Source organism: Desulforhabdus sp. TSK, from assembly GCF_022836495.1.
In the GTDB taxonomy this organism is placed as follows: domain Bacteria; phylum Desulfobacterota; class Syntrophobacteria; order Syntrophobacterales; family Syntrophobacteraceae; genus Desulforhabdus.
The window spans coordinates 1-449 of the sequence record NZ_BQXM01000160.1 but is presented as its reverse complement, the minus strand read 5'-3'; the positions used below and the strand labels follow the sequence as shown (position 1 = coordinate 449).

The 449-nt window shown below is 65.9% G+C and carries 1 pseudogene; it reads right to left on the bottom strand.

Annotated elements, in window-relative coordinates:
• Positions 1–383, bottom strand: a pseudogene (locus MWC30_RS21940) (ribulose-phosphate 3-epimerase); the annotation flags it as partial.
• Between the last annotated feature and the right edge of the window lie 66 nt (positions 384–449).

The window sequence follows — 449 nt, the reverse complement described above, 5'->3', positions numbered from 1 at the left end:
CCGAGCATGTCCAGATACGACTCGACGCCGGTGGCCGGCTTCAGGGCCATGGCCGCTTCGGCGCCCTGGCTGCGCAGCTCGCGGGCCAGCCGGATGGGAGCCCCGGCGGCCTCCGCATGGAAGGTCACCGACTCACAGCCCAGTTCGGCGTACTTCGGCGCCCACACATCCGGGTCCTCGATCATCAGATGGATGTCCAGGGGGAGGTCGGTGACCTTCCTGATCGACTCCACCACCGGCAGTCCCAGGGTGAGGTTGGGGACGAAATGGTTATCCATGACGTCCACGTGGACGGCGTCGGCGGAGCTGATGCGGGAGAGCTCCCGCTCCAGGTTCGCGAAGTCAGCGTTGAGGATGCTGGGGTGGATGCACGGTGCGCTCATAGTCCGATCCGACTGTTCCTGCACCTGGAGACGCCCCGGCGTATGCAGCAGTGCGAAGAACATCGC